The following is a 19,839-nucleotide window of genomic DNA, read 5'->3' as shown; positions in this document are numbered from 1 at the left end:
GGATGGTGTTGTGTAAGAGATAGGTGAGGCGTTGCCTCACCTTGATACTCGGTGGACGGGAACTATAACCGTCCGACGACATGGCCAATGGTGAGGTCTTCCACCGTCACGTATGGCGGTAGCGCAACAACAGCAGCAACAGCCGCCGCGACGTCGGCCGGTTGTAACATATTATCCCGCGCCCACTCACCGGGAATAGCGTCCCAGATTGCAGTGTTGGTAGCGGCGGGCAAAATTGAACAGACACGGATGCCACGTGGGCGCAGTTCTTCCCGAATGGCGGCGGCAAAACCGAGCGCACCGTGTTTGGCTGCGACATACGCCGACCAGCCGGGAAATGCCTGGCGAGCAGCAACCGAGGCAATATTGATCAATAAACCACCGCGATCCATGCGGGAAACCGCCATCTGTGCCACTAGAAAGAGACTGGTGAGCTGGGTTCGCAGATGCGCCTCCCATTCGGCAAGACTCAGTGCTTCGAGCGGTGCCACAAGCGCGCCGCCGACACTGTGGACCACGACATCAAGCCGGCCGGCGCCGGCAGCGATTGCCACCATTTCACGAACTTGTGCCGGATCGGTGACATCGCACGGAGCAACAATGCATTCAGCACCGGTAGCGGTGACCTGTGCTGCTACAGTTTCCAGCGCCGATCGGTTACGTGCTGCCAGGGTGAGACGGGTACCGGGTTTAGCCAGTGCCAAAGCGGTTGCTGCGCCAATGCCACGCGAAGCGCCGGTAATGAGGATCGATTGCATAAGCGTTCTCTTGGCAGTTATGAAAGATACGTGGACACAACCTGATCGGTCGTGTACACGTCCTTTACCTAATCCTGGCGACTACTTGCCCGATTGACATGGGCCATAAACTCGGCACGAGTTTTCGGGTCCTCACGGAAGGCACCGCGCATTGCCGAAGTCACCATACGGGCATTGGCCTTTTTTACCCCTCGCATCACCCCACACATATGAGTCCCCTCGGCCACGACGGCCACTCCCGCCGGCTCAAGCGTTTCGTTGATGAAATCGGCAATTTGCACGGTCATCCGCTCTTGTACTTGGAGGCGACGGGCAAACATCTCGACGATCCGAGGAATCTTACTTAGTCCAACCACTTTTCCGTTGGGAATGTAGGCGACGTGGACTTGCCCAAAGAACGGCAACATATGGTGCTCACACAAGCTGTAGTAATCGATATTGGTCACCAGCACCATCTCGTCGTAGGCAACATGAAAGATGGCGCCGTTGATCAAGGCTTGTGGATCGATATGATAACCGGCGGTCAGCTCGGCGTACATCTTTGCCACCCGTGATGGTGTCTTCTGCAAACCCTCACGCTCTGGTATTTCACCAATTGCAGTGAGGACTGTACGAACAGCGTCTTCGATCCGTGGATCTGATGAAAATGTCATCCCTTCGAGTTTGCCGCGACCAGGAACGATCAGGTGTTCGTAGTGGTCTTCATCGAAATCGTGATTGTGGGTTAAATGATAACCATTAGTTGACATAATTTTGATACTCCGTTGCAAAACGTATAGCGCGACGGTCGCACTGCAAAAAGGCGTGATACCTATCCTAAGCGGGGATCGATGCCGGACCGGCATAGCTAAAGATATTTTTGCGCGTCTCCCATAGGCGCAGCAGGGCTAGCCGGCCCTCTAGCTTAGGAGCGAGCTCGTTCCACAGATAGACGATAATATTTTCGGCGGTCGAAGGTCGCTCGGCGAAGACCGGAATTTCCCGGTCGAGGTGGTGGAGATGAAGCGGATCGATCACCGAATGTACCGTCTGGTCGAGCCAAGCTAGATCGACGAGCATACCGGTGGCGGGGTCAATCTCACCTTGGACGGTAACTTCCAACGTGTAGTTATGACCGTGGCCATTTGGATTGTTGCACTTACCGTAAATCGCGAGATTTTCTTCGTCGCTGAGCGCCGGTGCATGCAATCGATGAGCAGCGGCAAAGGTGTATAAGCGGGCAAACTGGGTTTCGCCAACACCGTCGTAGTCGACCCAGAGGTCAGGCTGTTCGTATAACCGGAGATGAGCGAGCCGCGCATGAGTCGGTAAGCGTGCTGCGATCAGTCGCCAGAGCACACGAACGAAGTTTTCGGTCGTCGGGATCTGATCGCGGAAATACGGTGTGTCGAGGTTGAGATGCTTGTGATCGAACTCTTCGAGCACTTCATTGACGATTGCCTTGAGTTCGGTCATATTCATAACCATGCCGGTACGCTCATCTAGCTCACCGGTGATGCTCACATCGAGGGTATAGTTGTGCCCATGTCCATACGGGCTTGTATATGGCCCAAAGACTCGCTCGTTTTCAGCGGCGCTCCAGTCATCGCGCCAATACCGGTGTGCAGCAGAGAATTCAAATCGGCGCGTAGCGACTACCATGCTCAAATCCCTTCTGATTGTTGACCATCGTCGAGTCAACCATCGCTATTTAAAATCTTCTTCCCTATAAAACGGTACCACGGCTCTGCAAAAAGTCAAGACCTCTGTTCATACAATGCACACTCTCTGCACGGTTATCTTGCATACGCACCAGTCATGCTGCCGGCAATGATGCCAATATGCTATAATGCGCCACACCCGGATGGTGAGCAGCATTTGCTGCTGCTTGTAAGGTTGTCTCTTTAAGGAGCCACGATGAAGCTTACATGCATGCAAGATGATCTGAAGCGCGGTCTGGCGGCGATAAGCCATGCCGTTGCCGGTAAAAGCGCAACATTGCCGGTATTGGCAAATGTGTTACTTGCTACTGATGATGGCCGGCTCAAACTGACAGCCACCAATCTTGAGGTCGGAATTAACCGTTGGATTGGTGCGAACATAGCGCAAGCAGGTGCAGTGGCTGTTCCGGCCAAGCTGTTGGCCGATGTCGTAGGTGGTCTACCGAACGATAAAGTAACCCTCACTCTCGATCCCAAGACCCAAACGTTGCGGGTTGAATGTGGCCGTTTCGTAAGCAATATCAAAGGCGTTGATGCAGACGAATTTCCTTCATTGCCGGCTGTCAATACGCGGGCGCCGCTTGTATCGTTGCCGGCGGTGCTCTGGCGTGAGGCTATTGAACAGGTAGCGTTTGCCGCCGCGACTGATGAGTCGCGCCCGATTTTGACCAGTGTGTTGGTCCGAACGCGCGATCAACAACTGACGCTCGTGGCCGCCGATGGGTTCCGGTTGGCAATGCGTACAATACCGTTGGCCGAAACGGTTGCTCACGCGGTCGATTGCTTAATTCCGGCACGCACGCTCGCCGAGTTGGCCCGCATTATCGGCGATATAGAGGGTGATGTGGCAATGGTGTACACACCCGGTGGTAGTCATGTTCTCTTCCACACTGAAAATACCGAGGTTGTCTCACGTTTAATCGAGGGAAGGTTCCCTGATTTTGAGCGGATCATTCCGCAACAATACGTGACGCGAACGGTGCTCGACAGTACTGAGTTGGCAAAGGCAGTGAAGCTTGCATCGTTCTTCGCCAGCGCGAGCCAAAACGTGGTCAAATTAAAGATCGAGCCGGCCGGTGAGATGGGGCCGGGGAGGATTGTACTGAGTGCCAATTCCGCCGAATTGGGTGATAATACGAGTGAGCTTGATGGGAGTGTCATCGGTGAGGGTGGCGTCATCGCACTCAATGTTAAGTTTTTGGCCGATGCAATTGCTGCGGTTGGCTCAAACCAAATCGCGTTTGAGATGCAGAGTGCGCAAAGCCCTGCGGTGTTCAAGCCGGTGGGGCACGATGACTATATTCACATCGTGATGCCGATGAGTATGCGATAAGCAGTGGCATGCCTTGTGCTTGCCGGTGGGGTGGGCACAAGGTCCGTACCCGTCTTACGTGAGATCACCTGCTGGGGGAGGAGTTACCTGTGAGTGTGACAACGCTGATTATCGTGCATACTGTTTCGCTCTTTCGCGACGGTTTGCGCTATGCTTTGTCGTCAACACCGGAATATCGAGTGATCGGTGAGGCGAGTAATGGTCAGCAGGCGATCCAGTTGGTAGATCAAACCGATTCCGATCTGGTTGTGATGGACATTGATCTGCCCGGTGTCCACGGGTTAGAAGTCGCACGTGTGATCAAGCGTAGTCATCCGCATATTGGTATCATCCTGTTTGGGCCAACCAATGATGGTGCGACGGTCGTCAAGGCGATCCGGGCCGGTGTGTCGGCAATGGTTCCACCCAATATTGAATTTGTCGATTTGCTCGCGACGCTTCACCAAGTGCGTCGTGGTGAGTATCCGATTAACGATCTCGTGCTCACTTCGCCAGAAGTTGCCGCAACCGTACTGGAAGCCTTTCGTCAGATGGTCGGTGATGATGATATTCAGACAGTCTTTTCTCCGCTCTCGGCACGTGAGTTAGAAGTGCTGGAATTGGTCGCTGCTGGGCGAACGAACCGCGAAATTGCGGCTCAGCTCGATATTAGTAACCAGACGGTGAAGAATCACATTTCGTCAATTTTGCGTAAATTAGCCGTCAACGACCGTACCCAGGCTGTCGTGTATGCGATGCGACGTGGCTGGATTAAGGTCGTTCTACCCGACGGTTTGTAAGTTGCCTGAGATTTTGTCAGCGTTGCTTCCGGTTGCGGGGGCAACACGAGGAGACGTTTGTGAGGCGTTTCCGTTCTGTCTACTGCTACCTGACTGTGCTCCTGACTGTCGCGTTGGTTGGATGTGACCTTATCCCATCCGGCCCAGAAGAACCGATCGCCAATATCGAGACTATTATTGCCGGTACGCCATCGGCAACATCGACGGCGACGGCGACGGCGACGGCCACGGCGACCCCAACTGCTACTCCGACGTTTGGGCCTTCACCGACACCAACGGCGACGGCGACGCCTACCGTGACACCACTGCCGCCGACACCAACACCTAATCCGGCATTGGCCGGTTTTGGCTACTGTTCGCAGACGGTTGGCTTTACCATCGGTCGCTTTTCAGCCGCATTGCAAGAGGTGCAGACGAGTGGGAACCCGGCATTCGAGCAGCTCGATCTGCTGTTTGATCTGAGTCCCGGTTCTCCCCCGCTAAGCGCAACCGTGAGTTGTTTAGCCATTGCTGATGCGCTGCTTGTACCGGCACCGGCTGCTCTGAACGCCCCGTATGCGCTGCGGATTGAGTTGGCCGGCTGGATTCGCGATGATCGGTTTACGAATTCGATTACCCCGACGATTTCGTTCACCGGTACCCGCACGCTCTCTCAGGCGTTGATGCTGATTAACCCACAAGCTGATGTCGGTGCGACGATTCTGTTGCCGCTGACCGAGCCGGTACCGTTCCGCGTGACCCTTGCCCCGAACCGATTGTCGGTAGCAGTTGCGCGCTCGCCAACGTTGGGTGCAGCAAGTGATACGTTGCGAGTACCGGCCGGCTCACCGCCAAACCGGTTGGAGCCACTCTATATGCTGTTCGATGGCGATGTCTGGCAAGTGACACCACAGACGACAATCGCCGGACCGGGGATGATAGGGCGAGCTGCCGGTGCCGTCAATCTGACCAATTCTGCCGAAACCGAAACGTATCTGGCTGTCAGTCCGCGCGGTGATTACCTTGCTTTCTGCCGAGCTGAACCAGGGCTTGATCCGGCCGATGCGGTTCTGGCGGTACCTTCAACCCTTTGGCTATTGCCGGTAAACGGTGGTGAGGCGCGTCCGTTGGCCCAGCCTGGTGTGAGTTGCGCTGAGCCGGTGTTTAGCCCCGATGGTGCGACCATTGCCTTTGCTGTTGATGAGACCGGTGCAATCCCAACGCAATGGGCGATTTATACGGTGTCGGTTGATGGTGGTGAGCCGATACGGATTGAGTCTACCCTGGATGAGTGGAGTCGGTTTAGGCCACAATGGTTGAGCGGTGACCGCTTGATCTATCGGGTTGAATCCCCTGATGGACGGAGTTCGCTATTCTTGCACTTACCAACCGGTGAAGTGCTTGATGTGGGTGCCGATCTCCTCACCGATGCGCGTCTTGTCGTTCGTTATCGCGGTTTTGGGGAGCTGGTGGCTAGTCCGAACGGTGATTATGTAGCCGTGGAAGCGCTCCGTGCCGATGATCCCGGTGTTGACTTGTTGATACTCAACAGCGCCGGTCAATTGGTTGAGCGGATTGGCGAACAACGGGTGACTCTGCCACTCCCTACCGCCACGCCAACTGCAACTGCCACCGCGACGCCTACGTCGACACCTACCCTAATCCCAACCCCCGATGGGACGACGACCGCGACGCCAGTAGTACCGACGGCAACGGTAACATCAACGGCGACACCAACCGTTATTCCAAGTGCTACGCCAGAACCGTTGCCGTTGCTTCCGTTGCGCGAAGGCCCATTCTGGACACGCCCACTTGGTTGGGATGGTAATGGGCAGTTGCTGTACCTTACCACGCTCTGTGCCAGTGATCTGGTACAAGATTACCAGCTTTATCGCTGGCGCGGCTTGCAACGGAGTGAGTTGTTGGCAACCGGACAAAGTTTGGGTAGTTTTGGCGCGGCGACGGTGCGCGGTCGTCAACTCTTCTACACGACAGTTGATGGTGGTGATGAGGGACCGCGCGGTTCACAGACGCAGAGTCAGCGCTACCCAACGACACTCTGGGTGTGGGATTTCGAGAGCGGTGGCCGGGCTGCATTGATCGAGCTGGTACGTGGAGTGCGAATGGTACGGTAAACGGTGTTACCTCTACATTTGGCAACATTGGCATGAAGCAGACACCCCACCCATTGGAGCGGTGGGGTGTTTGGTATGATAATCGTCTCTTAGGACGTATATTGTCTGCCCGTGATCGGGTTATGGATTGGTGTCAAACGCTGCATCGTGAATTAGCGTTCTAACTTCCACCAGATAACGAACAAATCGCGCCCAAACAATACGAGACGGGCAAGAAAGTAGATCAGTCGGTAAAGCCGGTTGCGACGTACCTCGTCGTAGTCGATTAATATCAGGCGTGGTGGTTGCTCGTCGGTAAGCATAAGATTCTGTGATTGTAAAATTGTACGCTCGACCAAGAAGCTCCATAGACGTTCAGGAAGGTAGCACCACTGCTTACGACGACTGCGCTCGGCGGCGTTAGCACTAACCCGGCCGTAGAGATCGGGGAGATGACCGGTGCGGAACAGACAACCTACAGCGCGAGCGATCATGTGTCGCAGATCACGCCCAATCTGTCGGCGCCGAACTGTATCAACCGATTGCCAGTCAATGCCGGCTAAGACACGCGCATTGACGAGATATGGCTGGATCGCCAACGCATGCACAAATCCTTCGCTATCGCGGCTAAGAAGAAAATAGGTCGGAATTGTGTGGCGTGATCCGAGACAGGCGGCAAAACGCTGGGCCGCCTGTTGCATTCGGCGGGCGTCAGCCAACATTGCCGCAGCGTCGCGGCTAGCTAATTCGCCCTTGAGTTTGACGACGAAGCGACGATCATCACTGCAGTAGACTTCAGTCTCGTTACCGCCGGCTACACGTTCCATGACATGATCGATGTCGATCGGTGCAAATACATCATTATGGTGTTGTTCCGTCATTGGTTTGGTTACTACCGCTTGGAGTATAGAAGGAAGTGTCACCCCTGCCACGTTTCCCAACAAAGGTGACGACAACCCATGCCCGTCAAGACGGTACACTCATCAGGCGCAGCGGCTGTTCAACAGTGCTATCAGCCGCTGCGAGTCCCTTTACCGTATAAAATGATGACGCTATTGGATGACACAATGTTGCAGATTACCGGAATATTAGCAAAATGAGCACTTGATAGGGAGCAGGGGTACCTTCGTTCAGTTGTACACGTACAGTGGCAACCGGTTTCTGCGGATCATTGCTGTAAATCCGTATCCGTGCCTGTGAGGTCGTATACATTGGGGCGACCCACTGCACAGTGAGCGGGATATTCGTCTGATTGGAAGCGGCTAGCGTGCCACTGTCACCGGACTCAATACTGAGCCATGCCCATGGATTGATCTGAGGTCGTAGCTCGATGACCAATCCATCGCTCAGATCGAGTGGTAGCTCATCCCCGACATCACAAGCCACGTTCTGGCTTTGATCGTCAAACTGGAGACCAATTGTAGCCTGATCGGTGGGCTGCAAATTGGCTACATTCCGGTAATGGAAGCGAATGACACCATTGGGTTGTAAGAGGGCTTGCACACTGAGCCGGCGAGTTGTACCGTATAATGGCACATCATCCCATGTGATAAGTGCGCCGCTGCTCACCTGGGCAAAGCTGATTTCACCGCCATCAAGACTATTAAAATCGACGTGAAGTGGGCTAATCGCCGCCGAGGTAGTTTCAGATAATGGAAAGCATGATGGAATGAAGTAGTTCGAACTGGAAGTAAAGGGAGCGAAGGCGATAATCCCATTTGCTCCAATGTAGACTTTGCGGTAAGACGTGCTGCCAAATGGAAAATCAAAGCCGAGATCGAGGGCACCACTACTCCCATCATCATACAAGTTGAGCACCTGTCTACCGGTTGGTGGATCGATCCAACCACCGCCCGGCCCATCCGGTTCGTCACTTCGCCAGACGCCATAAGGCTCGTTATCAATCTGGACGGTGTAGGAGAGAGGGGCATTGCCATCATTACGCAACGACAAATTGAGCGTGACGGTTTGCTGAAAATCAACGGTAACCGGTATCACATCTTGTAATGTGGTCAAGCGGGGGCGAATCGGGTCAAGAGCAAAGTTAAGGGTTGTCGTGCTCCCATTGCTTGGTGTGATTGTTTGGGTTTTTGCAACAAAGCCACCGGCAGCAGCGGTCACGTGTTGGGTAGAACTGCCGGGCACTGTCAAGCTATAAGTTCCGATAATGCTGGTCGTCAGGTGCACACCGTCAGTCGTTATTATCGTCGCCAGTAATGGCCGACCGGTCTCACTATCGGTCACTGTACCGGTAATCGTCGCGTGTGTAGGTCGCGGTGGTACAGTCATCGTTATTGGTACAGCCAGCGGTGGGTCGGTCAGATTGTTGGCGTAGATCAAAAGACGTGCCGAGTAGATACCCGGTCCAGGCACTTTACGAGCGTCAAGTGTAATAGACAGTGTCGTACTGCTACTACTCATTAGGATTGCCGTAGGTGTTGGGGAAAGAATCAGCCATGGAATATCAACCTTAGCCGCGGCTACCGCAGCAAAGGCATCGAGCCGTCCATAACCGTAGATATTATTGGGAACAGTGTCAGGACGGCAGTCGTTATAGAGTGCACTCATAAACCGTGGGTCATTAGTAATCGGTTTTGCGGTCTGGGTAAGGTAGTTGTAGGTGGTAGTATAATCACCGATCAACTGTGGGTTAGCCGACCAGAGCAGGGCAACCGTACCGGCCACGTGAGGTGCTGCCATTGAAGTACCTGGGAGGGTTTTGTAGCCACCCGTAGATGAAGTTGAATAGATACTCAGTCCCGGCGCGGCCAGATCAGGTTTGATCCGATCATCAATTGTTGGACCGATAGCGCTAAAGTTTGTCAGTTTATCATTTTGATCGGTTGCCCCTACTGCTACCACATCGGCATAATCACCGGGTGATGTAATCGTCCTACACGTCGCATTGCCAGAGTTACCGGCAGCAAAGACGACGAAGATGCCGGCGGCTTGCCACGCTGCCGTATAACCGGTATAGACCGGGTTACCACCACTGCTAAATGCCCATGAATTATTGAGGATATGCGGACGACGACTCGGTTGCGGATTGTTACCGTTGAGATCGGTTGGAGCCAACATCCATTGGGCTGCGGCAATGATATTGCTATCGGTACAGTTGAGCGTATCACAGGCTCGGGCTGCGATCCAGCGTGCTCGCGGTGCCACACCCATCGCCGGTTGGGTAGGTAGGGCGGCAACTATTGTCCCCATCACGTGGGTGCCGTGATCACCTGAGGCAGTTGGTTCGTTGGTGTTACCTACTGGGTCGAACCAGTTATAGTTGTGGTCAAACATACCACCGCCAAGGTTACCACGGTATTGGCCGACGAGCGCCGGATGGGTATACGCAACGCCACTATCGATATTTGCGACGGTAATCCCCTCACCGGTGACACCGAACTCGCGCCAGACTCGGTCAGCGCCGATTTGATCAATATTCCAGCAGACGTTATTGGCAGATGGATTGCAACTACCGGCTGTTGTCGAAGAAGCCGACGGAGCTACTTGCAGCTCGTGGTCGGCACTCAGCATTGCAACGTCGGTGTGAGCAGCAAGGGCTTGGGCCAGGGTTGCGTCCCCTTCAACCAGCAAGGCGTTGACGATCCAGAGCGGAGTGTAACGCACACCGGCGGCATCGAGCAGCGTGCGCACGGCGCGTTGGCTGCGTTCGGCATGTTCGGTCAAAGTACGGTAAACGTACTCACCGCGGGCCGCCCAATCGCGAATCAAGAATGCTGCACCGAGATCGGGTCGGTCGGCGAAGAAGACGAGGAAGCGAGTTGGTCCGTGCACCAACTCGGCTTGTAGGTCAGGATCGATCCGCTCGGCTTGTTGGGGGAGTGGCACCGGCAGTGATGGAATCGTCATGCGAGCCGGACTGGCTGTTGGTGGATAGCCAACATAGAGGTGAGGTGTTAATGGATTACTGCCGGTATTGGTGATAGTGAGGTTGAGGGTGGTTGTACTGCCAAGTTCGACAGTGGCTGCAAGGCTGGTTGGGGTAGCGGAGAGTGTAGCCGGATCGGCCTGCACTGAGGTACCCGGCACGAATGCCAGTATGTTGACCAAGCAAGCAATGATGAAGAGGATAAGTGAACTAGATCGTTTCATCACAGTCAAATATAAGATGATGCAACATCGTCTCTCGGTATCTTAACACAACCAGCATAAACTTTGTTTTACAGTTTTATCATAATGTCCAGCAGCTTATTCGATGACCAATGCTGATATACTCGGATCGGTCGGATTGTAGCGTACTTTGACGGTTTTGAGCTGTTGATAGTAGGAGCGGAGGGAACAGTCGATTACTTGTGCTTGGCGCAGACGGCGCTGACCAATCGTGCCAGGAATGATGAGTTCCCAGGCGATTACTGTTGGTTCCTCCGCGGCATTGAATTCAATCCATATGTCGATGATCGGTGCTTCAACAGTAGTGGTTGCTTGGCGTAGTTGGTGGTGAAAGCGAAAACGATGATAGCTTTCAATCAATAGGCTGATGCTAGTGATGGTAAAAAACAGTGGAATGATGAAATGGAAGGGCATTGGATCAAATAACTTGTCGATTATCCAAAAGCTGACTATTGCACCGATCATAAGGATGAGGCTGGCGGTGAGTGCGCCTATACCATTGTGACAACGACGGAGTGCCGCTTTGACGAGTGCTTGACGTTCTTGTTCGGATAGTGTGGGAGGAAGATTGCTGAGCATGTGAGTCTCCGCTGTTGAACCACTCATTGATATGGTATGACATTGATATGGTATGACAATGGTAGCACCTGATTATTACACACTAAGCACGAGTACAGTTAAAGTGTAGTTGGCGTGGGAAGAGCGGGGTAGCAAGATACGGGTGCAAGCCCTACTGAGGTCGTGGCAGCCCCAGCCCAGGCTTGATGACACTTATGATCCTTTAACCCATATCCCAAGCGTAAAAGAGGGCAAGATAGAGATGTCACTCTCAAAACAAGCCCACGATGTTACCATCATCGTCGATGTCAATTTGATGGGCTGCCGGATGTGCGCCCAAGCCCGGCATGGTCACGGTTGTGCCGGCGATGGGTAAAATGAATCCGGCACCGGCGCTAATCCGTACCTCACGAATAGGAAAAATGAAACCGGCTGGCGCCCCGTGCAATTTAGGATCGTGGCTGAGACTGAGATGGGTCTTCGCCATACAGATGGGTAAGTTACCAAACCCGGCCTCCGTAAAGGTTGCCAGTTGCGCAGTAGCCGTCGCACTTAGTTCGATGCCGGCTGCACCGTAGATGCGGCGAGCGATCATTTCAATCTTCTCGGCTAATGGCATTTCGAGCGGGTAGAGGAATTTCGGTTCGCGTGGGCCAGGTCGTTCGGCGACATGAGCCACTAGTTTGGCCAATTCGATGCCTCCCGCTCCACCTGCAACGTAAACGTTGCTCACGGCCATGCCGGCAGCACCGGCTGCGGTAGCAATCTGGGCGACGGCTTCGATCTCTGTCACAGTGTCTTCGGGATAGGTATTAAGCGCGACAACGACCGGCACACCGAATTGGGTGATGTTGGCAATTTGTCGGCGGAGGTTATCACCACCGGTGAAGACATCGTCGGGATTTTCGTGGAGTAGCGCTGCCGGCAGTGGTTTACCGGCGACGATCTCATACTTGCCGCTGTGCGCTTTGAGCGCGCGAACGGTGGCTACAATGACCGCAGCGTCGGGCCAGAGACCACCGGCTCGGCATTTGAGGTTGAAGAATTTTTCTGCTCCGATGTCGGCGCCGAAACCGGCCTCGGTGATGGTATACTCGGTGCAACGGAGCGCCGCGAGATCGGCCAGAATGGAAGAGTTGCCCTGTGCGATGTTGGCAAAGGGGCCGGCGTGGATCAAGGCCGGTGTGTTTTCGATGGTCTGCATCAGGTTGGGCTTAAGCGCCTCGCGCATCAGCACCGTTGCCGCACCTGCCCCGCGTACATCCTCGGCTGTTACCGGTGTACCGTCGCGGCGAAAGGCCACTACCATCCGGCCGATACGGGCGCGCAGATCGCGGAGTGCCGCTTTTGCGCCTGCGCCACTGACCATCGCGAGGATCGCCATGAGTTCACTGGCGACGCTAATGTCGAAGCCGGTCTGGCGCGGAAAACCGTTTTGCTTGCCGCCTAGCCCGATCATGACCTGTCGCAAAAAGCGATCGTTGACATCGACAACACGCCGAATCTCGATCCGATCGGGATCGATATCGAGAGGGTTGCCGTGATACCAACTGTTGTCGGTCAGGGCCGCCAACTGATTGTGTGCTTGCGAGACGGCGTGAATATCACCGTTGAGATGCAGTATGCTTTCGGCTAAGGGGACGATTTGACTATAGCCACCACCCGCCCCACCGCCTTTAATGCCAAACACCGGTCCTAGTGATGATTGACGTAACGTAACGACGGCGCGTTTACCGATCCGGTTGAGAGCCATCGCCAACCCGATGGCAGTGGTTGTTTTACCTTCACCAAGCGGGGTCGGCGTTATGGCGCTAACCAGAACGTAGCGACCATGTGAACGATTGGGGTGATCGTCGAGAAACGTAAGATCAATCTTGCCGCGGTAGCGACCATACGGTTCGAGATACTCGGCGGGCAGACCGAGTCGTTCGGCGATGACACTGATCGGTTCGAGGTAGGCTTCGGCGGCGATTTGCAGACTGGTTTTCATCCTAATTTATTCCTCGTCGTAACCACAGAAACGGAGCGCAGTGAGGGCAAAGATGCGGGTTGCAGTGAGCAGATCATCAATCGCAACCGATTCGTTCGGACGATGAGCATCACGTACATCACCCGGTCCATACAAGACGGTAGGAATACCAGCGATACTGCTGAGGAGCCGCATATCGGCACCGTAGGGCATTCCTTCGAAGACCGCCTGTGTACCACGCACGGTTTGGTCGCACGTGGCGAGCATCTGCACAATTGGGGCATCGAGCGGCGTGCTGGCCGGGTCAAATCGACCGCCCCACCATTCCAACTGCGGAGGATGATCGCGGAGCCATGGATCATTGGTCGCCGCCGCCATGATCGTTTGTACAAGCTCGGCGCGAGCCATATCCGGGTCTTCGCCAACACCGATCCCGTAACGGCCTTCGGCAATGAGTTGTTCGGCTTCGGACGAAGCCCACTCGCCGGCCCGCACAATACCGATACAGATGGCGTTGGGAGTGCGATAACGAGCAAACAAACCACTTGGATCGTTCATGCGCAACCGTTCATTGCGGGTACGCTCGAGGTCTAATATCGCTTGGTGAAGCGGAATAAATTTATCGATAGCACTAACACCTTCTTCACGCACGCAGCCGTGGGCAGCAGCACCGGAGACGGTCAGGCGAAAATTGTGTGCGCCGGCTTGGGCCGGTGCAATTTTGAGTTCGGTTGGTTCGGCGACAATTGCGGCATCAGCGGTATGGCCGCGTAGAATCGTCGCGAGTGTCCCTAATCCACCATCTTCTTCACCGATCACGCTCTGAATAAGCAACCGACCACGCAGGCGTACTCCGGCAGCGGCGATGGCACGTGCGGCAAAGATGGCGCAGCACAAGCCACCTTTCATATCTAGCGCGCCTCGCCCATATACCCGACCATCAATAACGGTCGCTTGCCACGGATCGTTGCGCCAGTACCGTGGGTCACCTGCCGGTACGACATCGACATGGCCGTTGAGGATCAAGCTCCGCCCACCCCGATCGGCGCCAAGGATACCGACCACGCCAAGCCCACGCTCACGTGGTACTTCCCAGCTACAGACAGGGTGAGCGTACAACGCCGGCAGATCGATCTCCCAACGATCAACGGTCATGCCTTGAGCAGCCAATAGGTCGGCAACGACCTCTTGTGCTTCGTTCTCGGCGGCAGTGCCGTCAAGGCTAGGGATGCTGACCAGTCGCGCCAGCGTCTCTACCAAGCCAGCCTCGTCGATGGCAGTGAGCACTCGTTGCTCGGTATGATTGAGGTGTTGCATATTCGTTGTCTATTCTCCCCACGTTAATCGCAAGACACGTAACCAGTTCTCATAAGCTAGCTTTCGGATCTCGGCAGAGGTAAAGCCGGCATCGGCTAGGGCCTGCAACAGACGAGGCAAGCCACGTACATCACCGATCTCCTTCGGCATCAGCGCGCCATCGAAATCGGAGCCGAAACCAACGTGATCGATGCCCAACCGTTCGACAAGATAGTTGATCTGCTGCACCATAACGCTGAGTGGCATCCTCGCATCACGCTTACCATCGGGGCGCAGAAAGGTGACGCCGAAATTCAACCCGACCATCCCACCCGAATCACGGATCGCGTCAAGCTGTCGGTCGGTCAGATTACGGCTGCTCGGGCAGATGGCGTGTGCATTGGAATGGGTGGCTACCAACGGTGCGTCGCTCAAACGGGCCACATCCCAAAAACCGGCCTCGTTAAGGTGCGAGAGATCGATCATGATACGCAGCCGGTTGCACGCCTTCACCAATGCCTTGCCGGCTTCGGTGAGGCCAGGGCCGATGTCAGGTGAGGCAGGGAAGGCAAACGGTACGCCATATCCAAAGATATTGGGACGACTCCAGACCGGGCCGAGCGAACGCAGGCCGGCCTGATAGAGCACTTCAAGCTCGTCGAGGTTGGGGCTGATGGCTTCCGCGCCTTCGATGTGGAAGATTGCAGCAATGATGTTGTTGGCGAGGCAATCGGCAATGTCGCCGGCAGTACGACAGACGCGCAGCGCCCCTTGGGATTCGGCTTCAATCCGAAACAGACAAGCTGCCATCGCGAGGGTCGTGCGTAGGGCGTAGGTCTGATCGAGGGCGGGTGGAAGGGGCAAATGATACGGTGGTTCGGGTATTTGCTCGACCGTTGGTGAAGAAGTCGGAGGTGGGACGTAAACCGCAAAGAAGCCACCGCCGAAACCTCCAATCCGGGCGCGGGGGAGATCGAGATGTCCATGCGAACTAGGGTGAAAGAAATCGCGTTCTTTACCTGGTTGTGGCCGATAGAGGTCGAGAATAACGTCATTGTGACCGTCAAAGATGAGGGGCCAAGCAGCGGTTGTCATACAAGTTTCCTTGGTTGTGTTCAGCCCTGCCTCTGCTCTATGGTGAGTGTGAGATGTTCGGTTCGAGAGTCGTGGCTCTATCGTGGTGAGCTGCATTGCGACGTGATTGCCTTCGGATTGGGCTACGTCCTCACCGGCAGAGAGACCGGTTCGCTAACCGTGATCTACTCCGTCAGCAATGCGCGGATCTGATCGGCAGCACGCCAACCACTTTCAATCGCCAGGTGGACCCTTCCCTGCCCGACAACCATGTCGCCGGCAATGACGAGTCGATCGATATTGGTCAGTGGGGTGGCTGTATCGGGAAGGGCGTAGCGCCAACGTTGCAGGTTAATCCACAACGGTTCGCCGAGATCACCGACGAGATGCCGGATGGTAGTGAGCACCTCACTGACGGGAGATGGAAGTGGTTCGGTCGGCATGAGCGTGCCCTTCTGCACAGCATCCCAGTGCATTGTCGCCCAGGTATCGCTCATTTGGGCGATCAAGACACCGCAATCGGCGGGGACTCGGCCCGGTTTGTCGTGTTCACAGGCCAACCAACTGATCGAGTGTTGGCGATCAGCATTGACCAGTGCATACCACGGTACTGCCGGGCGGCGGGGATAGGCCACGGTGATACTAATCGAACGCCGATACCGAACGGTCTGTAGACTTGCGCAGAGGGTAGCGACCTGCGGCGGTAGATCGCCGGCGGCAAGGATTGCGACCGTTTGAGGTGCAGGGGCAGTCAGTAAGACCGCCGCGAAGCAGCCAAGATCACGGCCATCAGTAGCCGTCAGTCGGTAGTCATCGTCGCAGACATCAATGCGAGCAACAGTCGTCTCCAACTGTACGGTCAAACCATCGGCAAGGTGTTTCGCCAAGCGCGTAATCCCACTTGGCCACGTCCATTTTTCCTCATCGGCGTGCGATAGGTCACCGGGCGTAATCTGATCGGTCGAAGTTAATACCCACACCGGGCGATCGATTGTCACCGCGTCGCCGGTTGCAACGATCAAGTCGCGGAGTGGTTGGGTAGGCGTTTTCACGTACTGCGCGCCGTGATCAAAACATATATCGCCGATACGGCGGGTGGCAGCACGCCCACCTACACCCCGACTCTTCTCGAACACAACTGGCGTAAAGCCGGCAGTAGCCAATGCATGGGCGGCTGCCAATCCGGCCACGCCGGCGCCGACAATCGCAACAGACTTCATCGTCAAACTTACTCCTCCAATAAGGCTTGCAGATCGTCCATGTCATCCCCGGTGTAGGGACCAACCACTGCCAACCATTGTTGGTTGGTGGATAGTAAACGATGTGCGGCGCGTTGGAGATCGTCGAGGGTCAAAGCATCGATCTCGGCGATAATCTGTTCAACCGATGGCACGGTGTGGTAGCGGAGCAGGCTGGTTGCGTTTCGTGAGGCGATAGCCCAGGTATCCTCAAGTGAGAGTAATAAACTACCCTTAAGCTGCTCCTTTACGGTTGTGAGTTCTTGATCGGTGGGACCGTGCTCAACCACATCGCGGATGATTGCTCGCGTCATTGCGACAGCATCACGTAACGCATCAGGTTCGACCCCGGCATAGATGACCCACATACCGGTATCGGCAAACTCGTTGTGATAGGAACCGATATTGTAGCTCAGACCGTGCTCTTCACGAAGCGTCTGAAACAAGCGTGAGGACATCCCACCACCGAGGAGTGCATCAAGGGCCTGCACTGCCCGCCGATCGGGATCGTGATAGGATACACCGGGGAGACCGAGGCAGAAGTTCCCCTGTTCGATATCACGTGGCAAAAGATTGAGACGGTGTTCGATGGGTAAGGAAGGCGCAGGGAGGGCTGTTGGGCGCTGACCAACCGGCAAATCGGCAAATGCTTGCTCGATAGCCGGGATCGTCTGTTCGGCACTGATATTACCGGCAACTGAGATCACTAGCGTACCGGCATGATAACCTTGGGCAAAAAACTGCAACAGCTCGTGGCGGGCAATCGCGCTAACGGTATCGATCCGTCCGGCAATATCGCGACCGAACGGGTGATCGCCCCACATCGTCTGTTGCAACAACGTATGCACGAGTTCGGTAGGGTTGTCTTGAATCCCACGGATCTCCTCGATGATGACCCGTCGTTCTTTTTCCAGTTCATGAGCTTCAAACAGCGGTCGTTGCACCATTTCGCTCAACACGTGCAATGCACGGTTGAAGTGAATGGTGGCAACCTTCGCATAAAATGCCGTAGTCTCATAGCCGGTAGAGGCGTTCAAATAACCACCCACACCTTCAATTGCCAGCGAGATCGCGTGGGCAGTCGGGTAGGCACCGGTACCTTTAAACAGCATATGTTCGATAAAATGAGCCGCACCGGCAATCTCGGCTGTTTCATAGCGCGCACCGATGTCGATGAAACAGCCAATCGCTATTGAGTGCGTGTGTGGTAGCTCCTCGACTAAAATGCGAATGCCGTTACGAGTTGTGTGCAGGTATGGCATGGAACGTTGATCACCTTTTCCAAAACACGATTACGACTCGCGTCGCCAAAATTCAAGCCGCGACGCCGGCTGGCCTTGTGAAGACGGTACCTCCATTCGTTCGATCAGATAGCTGCGTTCGCCATCGGGTAGCCGCTGTCGCAGTCGTAATTGCTGGCGACCGGGACGGGCCTCAGGCACCAATTCGATCGTAGTCGGCGCAACCCGCTCGATCATACGCAAGAGGTACGCATACGTCTTGCCAACCAGATCTCGAGGATGACGACTGACGATTTGGTTCGCGAAGACCGTATTGACAGCAGTCAGGCGCTCACTTTCATCGAGAAAGACCACGCCTTCCGGTAAGCTGTCAAACACCATGCGTAGCACGTCACGAGAACGCTGCAATTGATCGGTACGCTCGGTAACCAGTTCTTCGAGGAGTTGCGCCTGTTCGCGTAGCCGTTGCACCAATTGCAGGGTTGCACAGACCGTTGCGGTCTGGCGGGCAAACAATTCGAGTAGGTTCCAATCGAGACCACCGGGTGATGGACGCTGAGCGGTAAACCCAAGAGCCAGGCTACCAATTGTCGTACCATCGTGGGTCAACGGTAAGGCAAGACAAGTTACGTCATCACCCAGCGCAACTGTCACAACATGTTGACTCTCGGCAGCAAGCTGAGCGGCGCCACCGATAGCAGTTATCGGGACATCGACGGCAAGGTGAGCCGGTTCAATCCAAGCGAGCTGTGCTTGTGGCGCCGGACGCAAAAACAGCAAACCCCATCGCGCAGCGAACGTTTCGATAGCGATGGTATAACATCGTGCAGCAACGTCACCAACAGTATGGCCAGCAATAGCCAACTGACCGAGGTTGAGCAAGTTGAGAAATCGGTGTTGGCGGAGACGATACTGCTGTGATAGCTGTACAGCACCGAGTGCTACGCTCAATTGCGCAGCAATACTTTCGATCAAGATTAGTTCGTTACTGCTAAACGCATTCGTCGCCAGACGATAGACGATCAAGACACCGGTAGTAGCTGTAGGTTGTCGGATTGGTGTGGCAATCAGACTGCCGCCGGTTTGTAATTCGCGGAGCTGGAAGCGACGCACGTCGTTGGCTAAATCAAAGAGGACAATGCTGCTCCCTTGACGCAACGCCCAACCGGCACTCCCATGATCGATCAGTTCGGCTGCGCGCTCAGGTGGCAACAGACGTGGCGCACCGAGAGCCACGGTCAAGGCATGGGATGGTTGCCGATTGGGACCGATCAGCACGACCGTTGCTTCATCGGCAGGCAAGTCAACGGTCACCGCCTGCAATGTCTGCTGGATCAACGCCATTGGTTCGAGATCGTCACGAAACTCGATACCGAGACGGGCAAGCAGCGCGGTCTGCCGGATGAGTTCACCGGCCAATGCGTGAGCAGCGAGCGGTGGACCGACGGGATGCAACTGTCGGCGCAATTGTGCATTGGCAGCGCGTAATTCGCGAACCTGTTCTACCAGTTCAGCAACGGTCAGAGCGGCAAGGTCTTCTGTATCGGGCATAGTCGTTTCCGGTAACGATGGTGCGTTCGGCAATTAAGTATACCACGATAGGCGTTGGGAGAACATAGTGCAACGAAACAGGCGCGGGCATGCCACTCGCGCCTGCCATTCGGGTATCGGC

Annotated in this window: 15 protein-coding genes; 3 read left to right on the top strand and 12 right to left on the bottom strand. The window is 55.2% G+C overall.

Features of this window, described 5'->3' with window-relative positions:
• Positions 1 to 62: 62 nt before the first annotated feature.
• From AC01ZF_RS08580 to AC01ZF_RS08570, 3 genes are all read right to left on the bottom strand, one after another.
• On the bottom strand, positions 63 to 758 hold the full coding sequence (locus tag AC01ZF_RS08580) for an SDR family NAD(P)-dependent oxidoreductase (protein WP_424674674.1): 696 nt from the start codon (positions 756 to 758) through the stop codon (positions 63 to 65).
• Between the two features lie 68 nt (positions 759 to 826).
• Complete coding sequence (gene folE, locus AC01ZF_RS08575; protein ID WP_476575285.1) at positions 827 to 1,507, bottom strand: GTP cyclohydrolase I FolE; 681 nt, start codon at positions 1,505 to 1,507, stop codon at positions 827 to 829.
• A gap of 67 nt (positions 1,508 to 1,574) precedes the next feature.
• Positions 1,575 to 2,399 (bottom strand): 6-carboxytetrahydropterin synthase, encoded by an 825-nt coding sequence (locus AC01ZF_RS08570; RefSeq protein WP_424674676.1) that lies wholly within the window; start codon positions 2,397 to 2,399, stop codon positions 1,575 to 1,577.
• Between the two features lie 255 nt (positions 2,400 to 2,654).
• Between AC01ZF_RS08570 and dnaN the strand changes: the two genes are divergently transcribed.
• The 3 genes from dnaN to AC01ZF_RS08555 all read left to right on the top strand — a co-directional run bounded on the left by dnaN (position 2,655) and on the right by AC01ZF_RS08555 (position 6,684).
• Positions 2,655 to 3,791: a DNA polymerase III subunit beta gene (gene dnaN, locus AC01ZF_RS08565; RefSeq protein WP_424674677.1), complete on the top strand. Its 1,137-nt coding sequence runs from the start codon at positions 2,655 to 2,657 to the stop codon at positions 3,789 to 3,791.
• Between the two features lie 89 nt (positions 3,792 to 3,880).
• Positions 3,881 to 4,570, top strand: coding sequence for a LuxR C-terminal-related transcriptional regulator (locus AC01ZF_RS08560; protein ID WP_424674678.1), 690 nt, complete (start codon positions 3,881 to 3,883; stop codon positions 4,568 to 4,570).
• A gap of 59 nt (positions 4,571 to 4,629) precedes the next feature.
• Complete coding sequence (locus tag AC01ZF_RS08555) at positions 4,630 to 6,684, top strand: TolB-like translocation protein (protein WP_424674679.1); 2,055 nt, start codon at positions 4,630 to 4,632, stop codon at positions 6,682 to 6,684.
• Between the two features lie 152 nt (positions 6,685 to 6,836).
• On the opposite strand, the gene AC01ZF_RS08550 is transcribed toward AC01ZF_RS08555, so the two are convergent.
• The 9 genes from AC01ZF_RS08550 to AC01ZF_RS08510 all read right to left on the bottom strand — a co-directional run bounded on the left by AC01ZF_RS08550 (position 6,837) and on the right by AC01ZF_RS08510 (position 19,718).
• Entirely contained in the window at positions 6,837 to 7,544 is a 708-nt protein-coding gene (locus AC01ZF_RS08550) for a hypothetical protein (protein ID WP_424674680.1), read from the bottom strand.
• 196 nt (positions 7,545 to 7,740) lie between these two features.
• Positions 7,741 to 10,773, bottom strand: coding sequence for a S8 family serine peptidase (locus AC01ZF_RS08545; protein WP_476575284.1), 3,033 nt, complete (start codon positions 10,771 to 10,773; stop codon positions 7,741 to 7,743).
• Between the two features lie 96 nt (positions 10,774 to 10,869).
• Positions 10,870 to 11,370 carry a hypothetical protein gene (locus AC01ZF_RS08540; protein ID WP_424674682.1) on the bottom strand — a complete coding sequence of 167 codons (501 nt, stop codon included), beginning with the start codon at positions 11,368 to 11,370 and terminating at the stop codon, positions 10,870 to 10,872.
• A gap of 250 nt (positions 11,371 to 11,620) precedes the next feature.
• Positions 11,621 to 13,339, bottom strand: a complete 1,719-nt coding sequence (locus AC01ZF_RS08535) for a formate--tetrahydrofolate ligase (RefSeq protein ID WP_428111333.1) — start codon at positions 13,337 to 13,339, stop codon at positions 11,621 to 11,623.
• Positions 13,340 to 13,345: 6 nt separating this feature from the next.
• Positions 13,346 to 14,635, bottom strand: a complete 1,290-nt coding sequence (locus AC01ZF_RS08530) for an ArgE/DapE family deacylase (RefSeq protein WP_476575283.1) — start codon at positions 14,633 to 14,635, stop codon at positions 13,346 to 13,348.
• Positions 14,636 to 14,644: 9 nt separating this feature from the next.
• The gene (locus AC01ZF_RS08525) at positions 14,645 to 15,709 is read right to left on the bottom strand and encodes a dipeptidase (protein WP_424674685.1); all 1,065 of its coding nucleotides are present in this window, start codon (positions 15,707 to 15,709) and stop codon (positions 14,645 to 14,647) included.
• Between the two features lie 164 nt (positions 15,710 to 15,873).
• Positions 15,874 to 16,908, bottom strand: a complete 1,035-nt coding sequence (locus AC01ZF_RS08520; RefSeq protein WP_428111380.1) for an NAD(P)/FAD-dependent oxidoreductase — start codon at positions 16,906 to 16,908, stop codon at positions 15,874 to 15,876.
• Positions 16,909 to 16,916: 8 nt separating this feature from the next.
• On the bottom strand, positions 16,917 to 18,188 hold the full coding sequence (locus AC01ZF_RS08515) for a M16 family metallopeptidase (RefSeq protein ID WP_424674686.1): 1,272 nt from the start codon (positions 18,186 to 18,188) through the stop codon (positions 16,917 to 16,919).
• A 30-nt stretch (positions 18,189 to 18,218) separates the two neighbouring features.
• Entirely contained in the window at positions 18,219 to 19,718 is a 1,500-nt protein-coding gene (locus tag AC01ZF_RS08510) for a GAF domain-containing protein (protein ID WP_424674687.1), read from the bottom strand.
• Positions 19,719 to 19,839 lie beyond the last annotated feature (121 nt).

The organism is Chloroflexus sp., assembly GCF_056331925.1.
Note: the sequence above shows the minus strand (reverse complement) of the source record. Positions and strands in the feature narration are given on the sequence as shown.

Coding starts and splice junctions, on each gene's coding strand:
- AC01ZF_RS08580 (WP_424674674.1), bottom strand. CDS start 758: ATGCAATCGATCCTCATTACCGGCGCTTCGCGTGGCATTGGCGCAGCA.
- folE (WP_476575285.1), bottom strand. CDS start 1,507: ATGTCAACTAATGGTTATCATTTAACCCACAATCACGATTTCGATGAA.
- AC01ZF_RS08570 (WP_424674676.1), bottom strand. CDS start 2,399: ATGGTAGTCGCTACGCGCCGATTTGAATTCTCTGCTGCACACCGGTAT.
- dnaN (WP_424674677.1), top strand. CDS start 2,655: ATGAAGCTTACATGCATGCAAGATGATCTGAAGCGCGGTCTGGCGGCG.
- AC01ZF_RS08550 (WP_424674680.1), bottom strand. CDS start 7,544: ATGACGGAACAACACCATAATGATGTATTTGCACCGATCGACATCGAT.
- AC01ZF_RS08545 (WP_476575284.1), bottom strand. CDS start 10,773: ATGAAACGATCTAGTTCACTTATCCTCTTCATCATTGCTTGCTTGGTC.
- AC01ZF_RS08540 (WP_424674682.1), bottom strand. CDS start 11,370: ATGCTCAGCAATCTTCCTCCCACACTATCCGAACAAGAACGTCAAGCA.
- AC01ZF_RS08535 (WP_428111333.1), bottom strand. CDS start 13,339: ATGAAAACCAGTCTGCAAATCGCCGCCGAAGCCTACCTCGAACCGATC.
- AC01ZF_RS08530 (WP_476575283.1), bottom strand. CDS start 14,635: ATGCAACACCTCAATCATACCGAGCAACGAGTGCTCACTGCCATCGAC.
- AC01ZF_RS08525 (WP_424674685.1), bottom strand. CDS start 15,709: ATGACAACCGCTGCTTGGCCCCTCATCTTTGACGGTCACAATGACGTT.
- AC01ZF_RS08520 (WP_428111380.1), bottom strand. CDS start 16,908: ATGAAGTCTGTTGCGATTGTCGGCGCCGGCGTGGCCGGATTGGCAGCC.
- AC01ZF_RS08515 (WP_424674686.1), bottom strand. CDS start 18,188: ATGCCATACCTGCACACAACTCGTAACGGCATTCGCATTTTAGTCGAG.
- AC01ZF_RS08510 (WP_424674687.1), bottom strand. CDS start 19,718: ATGCCCGATACAGAAGACCTTGCCGCTCTGACCGTTGCTGAACTGGTA.